This is a genomic window from Terriglobus sp. 2YAB30_2, assembly GCF_052114765.1.
Classification (GTDB): domain Bacteria; phylum Acidobacteriota; class Terriglobia; order Terriglobales; family Acidobacteriaceae; genus Terriglobus.
Genome location: NZ_JBFRFJ010000002.1, coordinates 25,719 through 38,670, shown reverse-complemented (window position 1 = coordinate 38,670; position 12,952 = coordinate 25,719). Strand labels below are relative to the sequence as shown.

General features: G+C 57.7%; 15 protein-coding genes. 5 read left to right on the top strand and 10 right to left on the bottom strand.

Annotation, left to right across the window (positions count from 1 at the left end):
- Positions 1-2 precede the first annotated feature (2 nt).
- From AB4Y89_RS02770 to AB4Y89_RS02725, 10 genes are all read right to left on the bottom strand, one after another.
- Positions 3-1,307 (bottom strand): FliI/YscN family ATPase, encoded by a 1,305-nt coding sequence (locus tag AB4Y89_RS02770; RefSeq protein WP_442299378.1) that lies wholly within the window; start codon positions 1,305-1,307, stop codon positions 3-5.
- A complete protein-coding gene (locus AB4Y89_RS02765; protein ID WP_442299377.1) occupies positions 1,304-1,963 on the bottom strand; it encodes a FliH/SctL family protein in 660 nt (219 codons plus the stop codon). Before AB4Y89_RS02765 ends, AB4Y89_RS02770 begins: the two co-directional genes overlap by 4 nt.
- Positions 1,947-2,978: a flagellar motor switch protein FliG gene (fliG, locus tag AB4Y89_RS02760; protein ID WP_442299376.1), complete on the bottom strand. Its 1,032-nt coding sequence runs from the start codon at positions 2,976-2,978 to the stop codon at positions 1,947-1,949. Before fliG ends, AB4Y89_RS02765 begins: the two co-directional genes overlap by 17 nt.
- A 27-nt stretch (positions 2,979-3,005) precedes the next feature.
- Positions 3,006-4,817, bottom strand: coding sequence for a flagellar basal-body MS-ring/collar protein FliF (gene fliF / locus AB4Y89_RS02755; RefSeq protein WP_442299375.1), 1,812 nt, complete (start codon positions 4,815-4,817; stop codon positions 3,006-3,008).
- Between the two features lie 9 nt (positions 4,818-4,826).
- Complete coding sequence (gene fliE, locus AB4Y89_RS02750; protein ID WP_442299374.1) at positions 4,827-5,126, bottom strand: flagellar hook-basal body complex protein FliE; 300 nt, start codon at positions 5,124-5,126, stop codon at positions 4,827-4,829.
- Positions 5,127-5,135: 9 nt separating this feature from the next.
- Complete coding sequence (gene flgC / locus AB4Y89_RS02745; RefSeq protein WP_442299373.1) at positions 5,136-5,597, bottom strand: flagellar basal body rod protein FlgC; 462 nt, start codon at positions 5,595-5,597, stop codon at positions 5,136-5,138.
- Positions 5,594-5,950 (bottom strand): flagellar basal body rod protein FlgB, encoded by a 357-nt coding sequence (gene flgB / locus AB4Y89_RS02740; RefSeq protein WP_442299372.1) that lies wholly within the window; start codon positions 5,948-5,950, stop codon positions 5,594-5,596. Before flgB ends, flgC begins: the two co-directional genes overlap by 4 nt.
- 189 nt (positions 5,951-6,139) lie before the next feature.
- Complete coding sequence (locus tag AB4Y89_RS02735) at positions 6,140-7,354, bottom strand: sigma 54-interacting transcriptional regulator (protein ID WP_442299371.1); 1,215 nt, start codon at positions 7,352-7,354, stop codon at positions 6,140-6,142.
- On the bottom strand, positions 7,354-7,584 hold the full coding sequence (locus AB4Y89_RS02730; RefSeq protein ID WP_147648548.1) for a HAMP domain-containing histidine kinase: 231 nt from the start codon (positions 7,582-7,584) through the stop codon (positions 7,354-7,356). Before AB4Y89_RS02730 ends, AB4Y89_RS02735 begins: the two co-directional genes overlap by 1 nt.
- A 5-nt stretch (positions 7,585-7,589) precedes the next feature.
- Positions 7,590-8,351: a response regulator transcription factor gene (locus AB4Y89_RS02725; protein WP_442299370.1), complete on the bottom strand. Its 762-nt coding sequence runs from the start codon at positions 8,349-8,351 to the stop codon at positions 7,590-7,592.
- Between the two features lie 245 nt (positions 8,352-8,596).
- Between AB4Y89_RS02725 and lexA the strand changes: the two genes are divergently transcribed.
- From lexA to rfbC, 5 genes are all read left to right on the top strand, one after another.
- Positions 8,597-9,199 carry a transcriptional repressor LexA gene (gene lexA / locus AB4Y89_RS02720; RefSeq protein ID WP_147648550.1) on the top strand — a complete coding sequence of 201 codons (603 nt, stop codon included), beginning with the start codon at positions 8,597-8,599 and terminating at the stop codon, positions 9,197-9,199.
- Positions 9,200-9,300: 101 nt separating this feature from the next.
- Positions 9,301-10,509 carry an efflux RND transporter periplasmic adaptor subunit gene (locus AB4Y89_RS02715; RefSeq protein ID WP_442299369.1) on the top strand — a complete coding sequence of 403 codons (1,209 nt, stop codon included), beginning with the start codon at positions 9,301-9,303 and terminating at the stop codon, positions 10,507-10,509.
- 36 nt (positions 10,510-10,545) lie between these two features.
- Complete coding sequence (locus tag AB4Y89_RS02710) at positions 10,546-11,454, top strand: DUF4097 family beta strand repeat-containing protein (RefSeq protein WP_442299368.1); 909 nt, start codon at positions 10,546-10,548, stop codon at positions 11,452-11,454.
- 117 nt (positions 11,455-11,571) lie between these two features.
- Positions 11,572-12,261 carry an HAD family hydrolase gene (locus tag AB4Y89_RS02705; RefSeq protein WP_442299367.1) on the top strand — a complete coding sequence of 230 codons (690 nt, stop codon included), beginning with the start codon at positions 11,572-11,574 and terminating at the stop codon, positions 12,259-12,261.
- Between the two features lie 63 nt (positions 12,262-12,324).
- Entirely contained in the window at positions 12,325-12,894 is a 570-nt protein-coding gene (rfbC, locus tag AB4Y89_RS02700) for a dTDP-4-dehydrorhamnose 3,5-epimerase (protein WP_442299856.1), read from the top strand.
- Positions 12,895-12,952 lie beyond the last annotated feature (58 nt).

The window sequence follows — 12,952 nt, the reverse complement described above, 5'->3', positions numbered from 1 at the left end:
GCCTAGCTCCCCAAACCGAGAGAGAATAATGCACGTAACACAGCGTCCCGATCGACCTGTTCATTTGCAGTCTGCTGCAGGAACCGCTGCAGCACCGGCCGCATCCGCACCGCCTCATCAAGCTCGGCATCGTTACCAGTCTGATAAGCGCCGATGCGAATCAGGTCTTCTGACTTTGCATATGCTGACAGCAGCCGGCGAACATGATTCGCGACACGTAGGTGCTCAGGTGTTGTGACTGCCGGCATCAAACGGCTCACCGAATCCACGACGTTCACAGGCGGATACCATCCCGCTCCGGCCATCTGCCGTGAAAGCACGATATGTCCATCGACGATGGAGCGGACAGAGTCCACAATCGGATCCTGCTGATCGTCGCCTTCCATCAGAACTGTATAGAACGCTGTAATGCTACCCGTCTGGAAGTTCCCGGCACGCTCCAGCAGCCGCGCTGTCTTGGCAAATACCGAAGGCGTATATCCCTTACTCGCGGGCGGCTCGCCGGCAGCGAGGCCAATCTCGCGCGCCGCCATGGCGAAACGGGTTACCGAGTCCAGAACCAGCAATACATTCTTACCCTGGGCCGCGAAGTACTCTGCCACCGATGTTGCGGACATCGCCACACGCATACGCATCAATGGAGACTGGTCGCTGGTCGCGACCATGACCACGCTGCGCTTACGCCCTTCCTCGCCAATGGCGTCCTCAAGAAACTCGCCGACTTCTCGTCCCCGCTCGCCGACGAGACCGACCACCGTCAGATCCGCCGATGTATTGCGGGTCATCATGCCGATCAGCGTGCTCTTACCGACGCCTGATCCGCCAAAGATACCGATGCGCTGTCCGCGGCCTACCGAGAGAACTCCATCGATGACGCGAAGCCCCGTTCCAAGGGGTTCACGAATCGGCTTTCGCTCCATCGGGCCCGGAGGGTTCACATCCAATGGCCACCGTTCGATCGCATCGAGCGATGGGCCGCCATCAATCGGTTGACCGCCGGCGTCGAAGACACGGCCAAGCATCTGCTCGCTTACCGAAAGCGAGGGCCTGCGGCGCATCGCAAACACCTTTGCGCCGAAACGAACACCGGCAACCGCATCTACCGGGCTCAGCAGCGTGCGGCTGCCGCGAATTCCTACAACCTCGGCCTCAAGCCGGTTGCCATCCGCAACGATTTCACAACACTCACCTACGGAGCAAGGAGGTCCGTCTGCCTCGATCAGTTGCCCTTCTGCTTCAGCAACACGTCCGCTCCATCGCCAAGAAGGCGTCGAAGACAGCCGTGCATGAAAGCGTTGCAACCTCATGAGGGACGCTTTCCAAGCAGCTCGCAGAAGCTGGTCTCAATTTCAGAAAGCTGCGCTTCCACTCCCAAGTCCACAGAGCCACACTTCGTATAGAGCTCACAGGCCCCAGGCTGCATTGCGCCGTCCCCTTCTACCTGGACATCCTGGCCCTGCAGGATATCTGTCCACGCGGCCACGTCGGCGCGAGGCACGCGAAGACGGACTTCATCTTCACTGGTCATCTGCTCTACCGCGACACGAACCACGCCACGCAGCATAAGAGGATCAAGCTTCGCTTCACGATTCAGAATGCGCCGCGACAAAGCGAGGGCAAGTTTTACGACCTCAGCCTCGGCGTCGGCAAAATAACGTTTGCGATCTGCTTCAAATGCCTCGACGGCATCGCCTATCTCGCGGCGAAGTTCGGCGTGCCGCTCCTCTGCCTCTTCTTCCATTGCCGCGCGCGTCTGCTTCGCACCCTGCTCGCGCGCCAGGGAAACGTCTGCGATACGTTGCTGCTCTGCCTGAAAAAGCGCCGCACGAAGACGTTCCAATTCAGCGGTGAAATCCTCTTCTGCTTCAGCGGGTTGTACCTCACGTCCAAGGCGGCCATGTGACCGGAACCGTAGCGGGCCCACAGAGTGATCACGCCCAGTGGACTCAAGCGGAAAGGTCATTATCAGTCTCCATTCTCAGCATCAACTTTCCTTCTGCTTCAAGCCGCCGCGCCAGCGCCAACAGTTCCTGCTGGGCCTGTGCGACATCGCGCGAGCGGATGGGTCCCATCACTTCCATATCCTCGCGAAGCATTTCGGCAGCGCGCGTGCTCATCGCCTGGAACAGGTGCGCACGCAGAGATTCCTTGGCGCCCTTCATCGCCGTTGACAGAATCTTCTTGTCCGCCGCGCCAACGATCTCGCGGATACCGGCCTGCGGTACCGTCAGCAGGTCATCGAAGGTAAACATCAGGTTGCGGATACCAAGCGCGATCTCGGGCTGGTTCTGCTCGATGTCTTCGAGGATCTTCTTGCTCAACATCTGATCTACGCGATTCAGCATCTCGGCCACGGCCTTGAAACCAGCATAGGAATGTTTCTTGTTCTGTCCGATCGATTCAGAGCGGCGATACAGTTGCAACGCAACCTTCTGTGCCATCTCCGGAGAGAACTGACGCATTTCCGCAAGCCGCTTCACCACCTCAGTCCTCAGCTCCTCACTAAGAGCGATTAGCACCAACGCGGCGCGGCCGGCTTCCAGGTGAGCCAGGACCAGTGCGACAGTCTGGGGATGCTCGCCCTCGAGGAACTTCGACAGCTGCCGTGGATCAATCTTCTGCAACATGGTGAGGTCGCTCATGGAGCGCTCACGCAGGCGCCACACTTCGTTCAACAGCTCTTCTGCGCGGTTCTCTCCAAAGGCCTTTTGCAGCAGCCGGCGGGCATAGTCAACACCGCCACGTGTCGCAAACTTCTGCGTCTCCTGCAAAGCGTAGTACTCGCCGATCACGTTGGCCAGTTCTTCTCTGGGAACCGTGCCGAGACGCATGATCTCTTCCGTCACGCGCTGGACGTCTGTTTCAGACAGATACTGAAACATCTCCTTTGCGAGGTCGTCACCTATCGCGACCATGAAGACTGCCGCTTTGCGCAGGCCTGCCGCCCGTGTCATCGGCGAATTATTTTGAGAAGCCATTTTTCGTCACCAAGAAAAGGGGTTGGGTTATTCGTCCATGTCCGTAGCAATCCAGTGCTCAAGCAGACGCGTGCTCTGCTTGGGTTCCGAACGGATTTGCTTCTTGACCTGTTCGAAGATCATTTCCTCTTCACTGTTCTCTGTTTTCAGTCCGGCCACGGGCGTCAATACCGGCGTATCCGGAGATCCCTGCGCCAATAAGGACGCTGGCTCCGTAATCGGTAGAACACCTGCGGCAGCGCCTGCCCCGACGGCAGCAAGAGCGGGAGTCTGCTGCGCCATCAATGATGGCGCCTCCGGCTCCTGCATCAGGGCCGCGGTCTGCTTGACCATCGGACGCAGGACGAACATCACCAGCAGCAGCCCCATCGCTACCAGGCCCGCAGTGCGAAGTACACCCGGCGTCCGTATCAGTTCCTGCGTCTGCTCTGTCACGCGCTGCAGTGGAGTCAATGGAACTTCCGCGCTGTTCGTCTGGAAGCTGATGTTCTCAAGAACAAGCTGATCTCCACGTTTGGGATCAAACCCCGTGGATGCCTGTGCGAGTTGTTGCAGGCGGCGCATCTCTTCACTGCTGCGGCCATGCCAGACGGTATGCATGTCCTTTCCTGCGCCTTCCAGTTGCGGGCGATCGTTTACCAGAACGGCCACAGTAAGCCGCTTCAGCCGGCCCGGACCTTCTTGCATGTGGCTCAGGTGGCGGGTTACGGCATAGTTGGCACTCTCTTCACGCGCGTTGTTGCTTGTCCCGCTACCACCCTGCGGATATACAGGCAGGCTACCGTTCTGCATCAGAGGTGGAACGTTGCCCTGGCCATTGGCCTGGTTAGCCGCACCATTGGCTCCGGCAGCGGCGGGTCCACCCGCGGCATTGCTCTGTGTTCCCGGAACTCCCGACGCGACCCGCTGGGAACCCTGCACCTGCTCGGTACGTTGCATGCTGACGGTTGCCGACAGTGCCGGATCATAGACCTCATCAGTTTTTTCTTCCGTGCCCTGCTCATACTCCGCATGAACTGTAGCGCGTACATTATCCCGCCCGGCCACCGGCTCCAGCATGGAGATCAGTTGCTGCTCCATCTGGTGAACAGCGTCAGTCTGCTGCGCGGACTGTGTCGGCGCGCTCATATTGACATGACCATCCGCATCCACCAGGTTCACCTGGTCCGGCTGCAGATTTTCCACTGCGCCGGCCACCAGATTGCGAATCGATTCGGCCTCGCCCTGAGCCATGGTCGAACGACGGAGCTTCAGCACTACCGTTGCCTTGGCCGGATGATCCTCTGCACTGAATAAACCCTGCTTGGCCATGGCCAAGTGGACGCGCGCAGAACGCACGGAGCCAAGGGTTCCGATTGTATGTTCCAACTCACCTTCAAGAGCACGCTGATAGTTGACCTTCTCATCGAACTCGGAACCAACCCAGTTCGGTTTATCGAAGATCTCAAAGCCCATGCGCCCGCTCTGCGGCATGCCTTTGCTGGCCACTTCCATACGTGCCTTGTCCAGCAGCTCTTCGGGCACAAGCACTTCGCTGCCGTCGGACGAGATCTTGGCATTGATTCCTGCCGCACTCAGCTCCTGGCTGACAGCCTGCACATCCTTGGGATCAAGCCCACTGAAGAGCATCTTCCATTCCGTGCGGGAGCCATACCAGCTCAGAGCAGCAATTATCGCAAGCACGACTCCGCATGCCAGCATCAGACTTGAACGCTGCGCCTTCGGTAAAGCATTCCAGCGGCTCCCGACATTCCTCACCAGACGCTGCCAGGGAGCGGCGCCATCGCTGAGGCCGGGGGTAGAACCTGTTTTCTGTAATTCAGTCTTCTGATCTGGCATTGTTATGTCTTAGAACTGCATCTGCATCATCTGCTGGTATGCAGCTACGGCTTTATTCCGTACCTGCAGAGCTAACTCGAAAGCCATGTCAGCTTTCTGGGTTGCAATCATCGCCTCATGAATTTCGACACCGCTACCGTCCATCAAACCCTTTACAGCCGTCTGCGCCTGCTTCTCCAATGCTGTGGCATCATGCAGCGCACCTGCCAGGACATTGGCAAAGGGAGATTCCGCCTGCTCGATCGAGGCCGGTGGCGTGACCACATTGCCGATTCCGGGAATTGTTCCTGTTAGCCGAATCGCGTCCATATCTGTCTCTTACTTCAAGATGTCCAGCGAGCTGGTGATCATGCTTTTCTCTGCCTGTACCGCCGATGCATTCATGCCATAGCTGCGCTGCGCACTCATCAGCTCCACCATTTCGGTCAGCGGATCGATGTCGGGATACGCAACATATCCATTGGCATCGGCATCCGGATGCCCCGGATCGAAGCGCATAATCGGCGCTTTGGCATCATCCTGAACTCCGGCAACCTCCACGCCGCCGGTCGCATTCGAACTCGTAGAGCCTCCATGCATTCCCAGATGCGACATAAAGGCGGCGCCGAATGTTCCTTCCTGGCCGGCGGTCTGGAAGAGTACCTGCTGCCTGCGGTACGGTCCTCCATCGGCGGTGCGGGTTGTCTCCGCATTGGCCATATTGCTGGCCGTTACCTCGGCGCGAACTCTCTCAGCCTGCAGCGCGGATGCGCTGACATCCATCACACCAAACAGGTTCATGCCTTACCGTCCGCTTTGATCGCGTCCATGACGCGCGAATATTCCCGTTTCAGCAGCTCCACACCGGTTCGGAAAGCAAGCTGCGACTTTGCCAACTGCATGCCCTCACGCTCAAGGGAGACATTGTTGCCGTCAGGCCGCGCCACCAGGCCATCAACATCCTGCGTAGCCGGAGTAAATGTGCCGCTTGCGGTGCCCTCCATGGCGTGCCGCATCTCATCTTCAAAACTGAAACCTTGAGTCCGGTAGCCGGGAGTGTCAGCATTAGCCATATTGCTGGCCGTTAGCTTCATCTGGGAGCTGGCCAGGTCCAGATACCGCGTCAACGCATCACTGATCGCACTTGTCTGCATCAGACACCCTCTCCCTCAAGCAATTGAGCTTATCGCCGATAGAGAGTGCAGGTTTGTCTCCATTCTTCAGGCAGACATCTAAGAGGGCTCTCAGCCTCAATCATTAGAGCGAAACAAGAAACCGGGCTTTCGCCCGGTCTTGAAGTAAGTGCGCTCGTAAGATTAATCTCTGGAACGGATGACAATGCCCTATGCCCGTTTGCGGCGGAGGATAACTTCCGTCATTCCGATCTCCGGACGGTCTTCCGCCAGGATGGCCGCTCGCTCCAGAACATGTCCTAATTCGCGGACATTTCCCGGCCAGTCATACCCCCGGAAGACCTCCAGAGCCGACTGGGAGAGGCGCTTCTGCGGCATCGTTTCGCCAAGCTTATTGAGGATATGTGTCGCCAACAGCGGGATGTCCTCCGCCCGCTCGCGCAATGCCGGAATGACCACAGGAAAAACTGCCAGCCGATGGTAAAGATCCAGGCGGAAGGTCCGCTCCTGGCTCAGCCGTTCCAGGTCGCGGTGGGTTGCAGCGATCACACGCACGTCTACCCGAACGGTCTCGTTGTCGCCGACCCGCTGCAGTTCCCCGTTCTCCAGAAAGCGCAACATCTTGGCTTGCAATGGCAGCGGCATCTCACCAATTTCGTCCAGAAACAGGGTGCCGCCGTTCGCCGCCTCAATACGGCCGGTGCGTGACTGCACTGCACCGGTAAAGGCGCCGCGGGTATGCCCAAAAAGTTCTGCCTCCAACAGCGCCTCCGGAATGGCGGCGCAGTTCAAGGTCACAAAGGGCTTCTGGGCGCGAGAACTGAGCCGGTGTATCGCCCTTGAAACCACCTCTTTGCCTGTCCCCGTCTCTCCTTCAATCAAGACGGTCGTATCGCGGGGAGCCACGAGACGGACCATGCGAGCCAGTTCTCGCATACCCGAGCTATTACCGATCATTCCCGGTAATAAGGCCGCGTCCACAGGAAGCTCGGCGGGAACAATCGCGGGGACGGACGCCGCAGGCTCGCGCTCGACGTTTGCAGACGCCGGCTCCGGCGCCCCCCCCATATCTTCTTCTGCTGCACGCAGGACATGCAGCAACTCGTGGCGCCGTGGGCTTCGCGGTCCGTCTCCCACCGGTACACCATCGGCGCGCAGGATATCGACCGATGGAAATGCCTGCCGCACCCAGGAAATAAATCCATCAACTTCCAGATCCGGCAACCAGTTATCGACAATAAGCGCTTCCGGAATACGCTGTTCCATGCTCGCCATGGCCTCGGCGCCACCGGAAGCGGCCTCTACCTGCCAGCGCAGGCCCTCAAGCGAAGTAACCCATCGAAAACGCCGGTCTCCGTCTGCGCTAACCACAACGGCATGGCGAACGGATACCGATCCGTTCGCCACCCTGGTTTCAAATGGCATTATTTTAGGTCCCCTGGCCCGTCTTGCATTGCTTCTCGAAGCTGCTGCCGCATCCGCATTGCGATGCCGTTTAAGCGCTCGCATTCCGTCAGACTGTCGGCTATGGCGCGACGCATACCCTCCTCGTCGCCCTCCATCTCTGCCAACTCTAAACGGCACTGCAGCGCCGTCAGCGGTTGGCACAGGTCATGCAGCATCACGCTCAGTTCCTGTACCTGTTCACGATCCATAATTGTCACGCGTGTCGCAACATCCGTGTTGTACTACCGGCGGCTACGCTCTGTGAACCTGATTTTTCCGGCATACCGCCGAGGAATGGCACATTCCGTAACCGATAACCCTCGCCTCGAACCGTTTCAATCAACGCGGCGCCATCTGACACTCCCTGCACGGTCAGCTTCCGGCGGAGGTAGTTGATGTATACGTCCACAACATTAGTGCCAGTATGGGATGTCGTCCGCCATACACCCTTCAAAAGCTGAGCACGAGAGACGGCTTTCCCCTTATGAAGCAGGAGGTACTCGAGCAGAGCATATTCCTTTGAGGTCAACTCGACTTCCACGTCGGCTACATGCACCTGACGGAGCATACGGTTAACTTCCAGGACACCGTACTTCAGAAGCTGATCCGGTGCGTGCTTTTTCCGGCGCATCACGGCGCGGCAGCGCGCTGTTAATTCATGAAAGCTGAATGGTTTGAGCAGATAGTCGTCGGCTCCGAGATCCAGACAGCGCACCCGCTCTTCGACCTGAGTCCGGCCCGTCAGTACAAGCACGGAGGTGTGGGGCAGCCTGCGGTGTACTTCCTCAAGCAGTTGAGCTCCATCCATTTTGGGCAAACTCAGATCCAGAACGACAAGCTCCGGATTCTCTTCCATTGCGTGACGGAGTGCGGCTTCTCCATCCTGTAACCACTCGACTTGATGACCTTCTTTTTCGAGTCCCTTCTTCAACAACATTCCAAGGGCTTTATCGTCTTCCACCAGCAGAATTCCCATTTGTTTCTCCAATTCACTGACTAACCTAGCGAAAAGCTGTAAGTTCCGACTCTTGCGTTCGTTCACGTCTTTGCAGATAAGACTTATGTACCTACCTTGATTCGTGCACAGGGGTAACCGCAAGCCTGCGTTACCAGGACTTTTTGGCCGCAGCCCCAAAACGGGAATCTAAAGAGGAACTTAGCCAGTTACCCCCTAACGTCTTCCCTGTTGCGATTCGCCTTTTATTCGCTAAAATGTCAGACATGGCAATTACCCGGCGGCAAAAGGACGTTCTCGACTTCCTCACCTCATTCACGCAGCGTTGCGGATATTCCCCTTCGTATGAGGAGATCGCCAGCGGCCTTGGCGTCAATTCGCTTGCCACCGTTCACAAGCACATCACGAACCTGCAGAACAAAGGTTTGTTGCAGCGTGCGCACAATCGGAGCCGCTCGATCGATGTTCTGCCGGCACGTTCTTCCAAGAAAGGGACCGACCGCCTGCCTCTGCTAGGCCGCATTGCCGCGGGACGACCGGTGGAAGCCGTCGAGACGGCTGAGACCATCTCGCTCAGCGATATTCTCGGCAACCGGGAGGTCTTCGCTCTCGAGGTCCGTGGCGATTCCATGCGGGATGAACATATCGTCTCCGGCGACTATGTTTTGGTTGAGCGCACCCGCACCGCCCGGGAGGGCGAAATTGTCGTCGCCCTGGTGGATGGCACGGATGCCACACTAAAGCGGTTTTACCGGGAAGGCAGCATGATTCGTCTGCAGCCTTCAAACTCCGAGATGGCGCCGATCTTCGCCCCGGCAGCCGCGGTAACGATCCAGGGAAAGGTCCTGGGGGTCTTGCGGAAGTATTAATTGCAAAGCAACAACTTCGGCTTACCTAATTTTCAGGGAACCAACCTCCTATCTCGCGCGTACTCCCTTCCGTAACCACCCACCGGAGGATCAGGAGTACCATGGCCGCACCCCGCAAATCCAAGCGCAAACTGTATATCTGGGGCGGCATCGCCGTCGTCGTCCTGGCCGCCGGCCTAACGTTTGCCATCAAGGCCTCCGGTTCCAGCTCGAAGATTGATGCTTCCCAGTTGTCGAAGGTTGAACGCGGCGACATCGCTCGCTCTGTAGTTGCCACCGGTAAGGTTCAGCCCATCGTCAAAGTCGAGGTCAAATCCAAGGCATCCGGCATCGTCACCAGGCTTTTTGCCGATATCAACCAGCCGGTCAAGGTGGGCCAGCCCCTTGCCCAGCTTGACCAGCAGGAACTTCTCGATCAGGTTGCCGCCCAGAAGGCGCAACTGACCGCCGCAGAGTCCAATGCCCGGGCCGCCGCCGCTGCAATCGAGTTCGACAAGGTAAACGCCCAGGCCCCCGATCTGCCCAACTTCAAAAACACCTATGAACGGGCTCTGGCGATGTCGAAGCAGGGCGTTGTCAGCCAGCAGGCGCTGGACGACGCACAGCAGAAGTACGCTGCCGCCGCCAATGCGCGCGATAAGGCCCTCGCCCAGATCACGGTTGACACCGCCAAATTGCACCAGGCGGAGGCACAGGTTGCGCAGGCGCAGGCATCGCTCAAACAGCTTGAAGAACAGCTTAGCTACACCAACATCGTCTCCCCGATCGACGGCATGATCCTCTCCCGGGACGTAGAGCTGGGCAATGCCGTCAGCTCCATTCTTGTGATGGGGTCCACCGCAACCCTGGTCATGACCCTCGGCGACACAACCCAGGTTTATGTACAGGGCAAGGTCGATGAGAGCGATATCGGCAAGGTTTACCTGGGTCAGCCGGCCCGCATCCGCGTGGAGAGCTTCAAGGACAAAGTCTTCAACGGCAAGGTCACCAAGATTGCTCCGTTGGGTGTCGAGAAGGACAACGTTACGACCTTCGAAGTACGGGTATCGATCGACAATCCCGGCGGCGAGTTGAAGGCCAATATGACCGCGAACGCCGAGGTCATCCTCGAAGAGCACAAGAATGTGCTTACCGTCCCGGAGCAGGCTGTTATCTACGATAAGCAGCGTAACGCCAGCATTGAGATTCCGGATTCCAAGGCAGAGAAGGGCCGCCGGAAAGTCCCCGTAAAAGTAGGCATCTCCAACGGCACAAGGACCGAGCTTCTGAGCGGTCTTAACCAGAACGACCAGGTCATTCTGCAGCAGTAAACTGCGTTTTATCGTGAAACCATAGAGGGAACAACCATGAAGATCCTTCGTACTCTACTTACCGCAACCGCACTCGCAGCCGTCGCCGTACTCGCCACGGCTGAGGACTTTTCCCGTACCCTCACTGTCTCCGGGTCGACCAATGTCAGCGTTTCCACTGGTTCCGGATACGTCAAGGTCGTTCCCGGCTCGAACTCGGAGGTTCGAATCGTCGGCCACGTTCGAGCCGGATCCGGAGGATGGTTCGCCGGTAATGCCGACGAACGCATCCGTCAGATTGTTGCCAACCCGCCCATTGTTCAGTCGGGTTCCAGCGTTACGATCGGTCAGACTCAGGGTAACAACGATCTTTATCGCAATATCGTCATCGACTACGACATCAACGTTCCAACCGCGACAACTCTCCGGGCCAACTCCGGCTCCGGTTCCGTCATGATCGGCGGAATCATGGGTGCAGTTACCGCTAATACCGGTTCCGGTGACGTTCAAGTCTCAAATATTGGCTCAGACGCGAAGTTGGAAACCGGATCGGGATCGATCCGCGCCGACGGAATTCATGGTTCAGCGACGCTTCAGACGGGCTCTGGCGACATTGAGCTTCGCCAGTCGGCCACCGGCGACGTACGCGCCCAAACGGGATCCGGCTCCCTCCGGATCCACGGTTTCAATGGGGGTCTGCGAGCCGGAACCGGATCCGGAGATATCGAAATTGACGGCACACCATCTTCTGATTGGAAGCTCGAGACCGGATCAGGTTCGGTTCGGCTTACCGTGGGGAACGCCAAGTTTTCCCTTAATGCATCCACCGGTTCCGGAACGGTGCACGTAGCGCAGCCCATCCTGATGCAGGGCACGCTCAATCGCCACCATGTCCTTGGCGCCGTCAACGGCGGCGGACCTGTGATCAAAGCTGAAACCGGATCGGGAGACATCGAAATCCGCTAACAGGTTTAACTTCCTTACCGCGGCGGAGAGTGCAGACTCCGCCGCTCTTTTTTTGAGCCGGGCCAGGGCGCCCGAGGCTTGCGCTGCACCTTCCACACCTTGCACACTCTAGAGAGAATGGCTCTACCGCCCTCGTCCGACCTTCGTCTCCTCGTCTTCGATCTCGACGGAACCCTCATCGACTCCCGGCAGGACCTCACCAATTCCGTCAACGCAATGCTGCGTCATCTGGGGAAGCCGGCTCTGCCGGACGCCGTCATTACCACCTATATCGGCGACGGAGCATCCATGCTGGTACGCCGCGCGCTCGGCGACCCGGAGGGGGATCTACACGACGAAGAGTATGTGCAACAGGCCCTGACCTTCTTTCTGGACTACTATCGGGTGCACAAACTCGACTTCACCCGCGTCTATGACGGTGTGCTCCAATCACTTGAAGCCATCCGTATGGCTCATCCTCATCTGAAGATGGCCATACTTACGAACAAACCCGTCAATCCGTCCCGTGAAATTAGCCGTGCTTTGGGTTTGGAGCCATTTTTCTTCGAAAACTATGGAGGCAACAGCTTTCATACCAAGAAACCCGATCCATTGGGACTTGAGACCCTCATGCATGAAGCTGCGGCCACACCCGGTCAGACCGTGATGATAGGGGACTCGGCCGTGGACATCCTCACAGCACAGAATGCCGGAGCCTGGTCGATTGGGTGCGCCTTTGGTTTGTCAGCCGACACGCTAAAAACCGTCGCTCCCACCTGCCTCTGCGATTCGCCAGACCAGTGGGCATCTGTCTTGGGACCAGCGTAGAAATCTCTGTTCTTCGGTCAAACTTCCATATAACCTAAATGAGATAATAGACGTTTATTTGTGATGCAGCTTATTGATACCCCTCTCAAAGACGTCAAGCGCGTCCTTCCCAAGGTCTTCGAAGACACACGGGGCTGGTTCGCAGAAACATATTCACAGCGGGCCTTCGCTCACGCGGGGTTGCCAAACAAGTTTGTCCAGGACAACCAGTCTTTTTCCCGTAAAGGTGTACTGCGCGGTCTCCACTACCAGCTCGGCAAACCGCAGGGCAAGCTCGTGCGCGCTCTTACGGGTCACATTTGGGACGTTGCCGTCGACCTTCGCCGCGACTCCCCTGACTTCGGTAAATGGGCCAGCTTCCACCTCAGCGAAGACCGCGTGGAATATCTCTGGATTCCCGAAGGCTTTGCGCACGGCTTCCTCGTGYTTTCAGAAAGCGCCCACATCCTTTACAAAACAACCGACTTCTATCTCCCTGCGGGAGAACGTTGCATCCGCTGGGATGACTCGACGCTGGCCATTGACTGGCCTCTCGATGAAGTAGGCACCGTTTTGGTCTCCCCAAAGGACGAACATGGAATGAGCTTTCTACAGGCTGAACTCCCGCCTGTAGGGGAACCTGTATCTCACTAGAAATCTAAAACAGACCGGAAAATGGATTCCTGCAAAAGAATCCTTCTTTCGATCTGTT

Bases quoted from the DNA above. Each gene is read 5' to 3' on its own strand.
- AB4Y89_RS02715 (WP_442299369.1), top strand. From the start codon at position 9,301: ATGGCCGCACCCCGCAAATCCAAGCGCAAACTGTATATCTGGGGCGGC.
- flgC (WP_442299373.1), bottom strand. From the start codon at position 5,597: ATGAACCTGTTTGGTGTGATGGATGTCAGCGCATCCGCGCTGCAGGCT.
- AB4Y89_RS02725 (WP_442299370.1), bottom strand. From the start codon at position 8,351: ATGGGAATTCTGCTGGTGGAAGACGATAAAGCCCTTGGAATGTTGTTG.
- AB4Y89_RS02705 (WP_442299367.1), top strand. From the start codon at position 11,572: ATGGCTCTACCGCCCTCGTCCGACCTTCGTCTCCTCGTCTTCGATCTC.
- fliE (WP_442299374.1), bottom strand. From the start codon at position 5,126: ATGGACGCGATTCGGCTAACAGGAACAATTCCCGGAATCGGCAATGTG.
- AB4Y89_RS02710 (WP_442299368.1), top strand. From the start codon at position 10,546: ATGAAGATCCTTCGTACTCTACTTACCGCAACCGCACTCGCAGCCGTC.
- AB4Y89_RS02730 (WP_147648548.1), bottom strand. From the start codon at position 7,584: ATGGATCGTGAACAGGTACAGGAACTGAGCGTGATGCTGCATGACCTG.
- AB4Y89_RS02770 (WP_442299378.1), bottom strand. From the start codon at position 1,307: ATGAGGTTGCAACGCTTTCATGCACGGCTGTCTTCGACGCCTTCTTGG.
- AB4Y89_RS02765 (WP_442299377.1), bottom strand. From the start codon at position 1,963: ATGACCTTTCCGCTTGAGTCCACTGGGCGTGATCACTCTGTGGGCCCG.
- fliF (WP_442299375.1), bottom strand. From the start codon at position 4,817: ATGCCAGATCAGAAGACTGAATTACAGAAAACAGGTTCTACCCCCGGC.
- AB4Y89_RS02735 (WP_442299371.1), bottom strand. From the start codon at position 7,354: ATGCCATTTGAAACCAGGGTGGCGAACGGATCGGTATCCGTTCGCCAT.
- lexA (WP_147648550.1), top strand. From the start codon at position 8,597: ATGGCAATTACCCGGCGGCAAAAGGACGTTCTCGACTTCCTCACCTCA.
- flgB (WP_442299372.1), bottom strand. From the start codon at position 5,950: ATGCAGACAAGTGCGATCAGTGATGCGTTGACGCGGTATCTGGACCTG.
- fliG (WP_442299376.1), bottom strand. From the start codon at position 2,978: ATGGCTTCTCAAAATAATTCGCCGATGACACGGGCGGCAGGCCTGCGC.